This window comes from Burkholderia sp. Ac-20392 (assembly GCF_017104585.1).
GTDB lineage: Bacteria > Pseudomonadota > Gammaproteobacteria > Burkholderiales > Burkholderiaceae > Burkholderia > Burkholderia lata.
Genome location: NZ_JAAGPB010000949.1, coordinates 1 through 1,592, shown reverse-complemented (window position 1 = coordinate 1,592; position 1,592 = coordinate 1). Strand labels below are relative to the sequence as shown.

The window sequence follows — 1,592 nt, the reverse complement described above, 5'->3', positions numbered from 1 at the left end:
GACGCGCTCGTCGTCGGCCTGCGCGACGTCGAGCGCGTCGCTAAGGCCGCGCCGCACATCGGCGGACAGCGCGTTGACGGGCGGATGGTCGATCGTGACGACGAGCACCTTGTCGCGCCGTTCGCGCGTGACGGTGCCGGCCGGGCTGGTGGGGGAAGCGGGTGAGTTCATCGTGTCTCCTTGACGCGGCGGCCGGTGCGCAACGCCGGTTCGTGGCTCGCGGCCACGCAAGCGGCGCCGGGGCACCGGCCCCGGTCCCGCACGAAGCGGGACAAGATCCGGCCGTACGCCGGGCATGACCCGATTCTCGATTGATCGAGATTCATTGACAATTCCCTCCTGCTTTTACAAGCTGTCAAGTCTGACTTGACACTGAATGCTTCCAACCGTTAAACGGGCCGGAACAGGAGACGCGCCGCATGGACCTGAACGCGCTGACGCTGCTCGTCGAGATCCTCGACGCCGGCAATCTCAGCAAGGCCGCGCAGCGGCTCAAGATGAGCCGCGCGAACGTCAGCTACCGGCTGAACCAGCTCGAGCGCTCGATCGGCCAGCAGCTCGTGCGGCGCACGACGCGGCGCATCGAGCCGACCGAGATCGGGCTGAAGCTGTACGAGCACGGCCGGCGCATCCGCAACGAACTGCTCGCCGCACAGGAATCGGTGACGACGCTCGGCCAGGACCTGCAGGGCCGCGTGCGGCTGTCGGTGCCGAGCGGCTACGGGCAGATGGTGATGTCCGACTGGCTGCTCGCGTTCAAGCGGCTGCATCCGGGCATCGTGCTCGACGTCGTGTTCGAGAACCGCGTCGAAGACCTGATGCGCGACGAGATCGACATCGCGGTGCGCGTGATGCCGGAGCCGCCGCAGAACCTCGTCGCGCGCGACATGGGCGCGGTGCGCTACGTCGCGTGCGCGTCGGCTGCCTTCGCGGCCGAGCACGGGATGCCGGCGAGCCTCGGCGCGTTGTCGGCCTCCCCCGTCGTGACCGCGACGGTGATGGGCCGGCAGCTCAGGATCGCCGCGTATCTCGGCGACGAGCGCCACGAGGTGCTGCTCGAGCCCACGCTGATTTCGGAGAACTTCCTGTTCCTGCGGCAGGCGATCCTCGGCGGGATCGGCGTCGGCATCGTGCCGGACTACGTGATGCAGGACGACATCCGGCGCGGCACGGTCGTCACGTCGCTCGACGCGTACCGGCTCAGCATCTTCGGCACGCACATGTACATGCTCTACATGCCGAACCGGCACCACACGCGCGCGACGTCGACGTTCATAGAGTTCATCCTCGAACAGGCCGGGAAGACCGGCCGGGGCGGGCCCGGCGCGATGCGTCAGGGTTTCCTGTCGGGTGACAAGCCGCCGGCCGCGCGGCGACAATAGCGCGCCCGGGGCGGGCAGCCGCGTTGCGCCGGCACCGTCGCCTCCTTCGAATTCACTGCTGCCGAGGGTTCCATGTTCGACCGGATTCGTCCGCATTCGCGCTCCTGGACGCTGCTTGCCGCCATCGCGCTCGTCGCGTTCAACGCCGGCTGCACGTCCCCGTCCACGCCGCCGTCGGGCGCGGTGGTGCCCGTCGCCGCCGCATCGGGC

At 69.0% G+C, this 1,592-nt stretch carries 1 protein-coding gene; it reads left to right on the top strand.

The window, feature by feature from the left end; all coding sequences use genetic code 11:
* The first annotated feature begins 419 nt into the window (after positions 1-419).
* Entirely contained in the window at positions 420-1,382 is a 963-nt protein-coding gene (locus G3N99_RS40000) for a LysR family transcriptional regulator (protein WP_011353323.1), read from the top strand.
* Positions 1,383-1,592 lie beyond the last annotated feature (210 nt).

Coding starts and splice junctions, on each gene's coding strand:
- G3N99_RS40000 (WP_011353323.1), top strand. CDS start 420: ATGGACCTGAACGCGCTGACGCTGCTCGTCGAGATCCTCGACGCCGGC.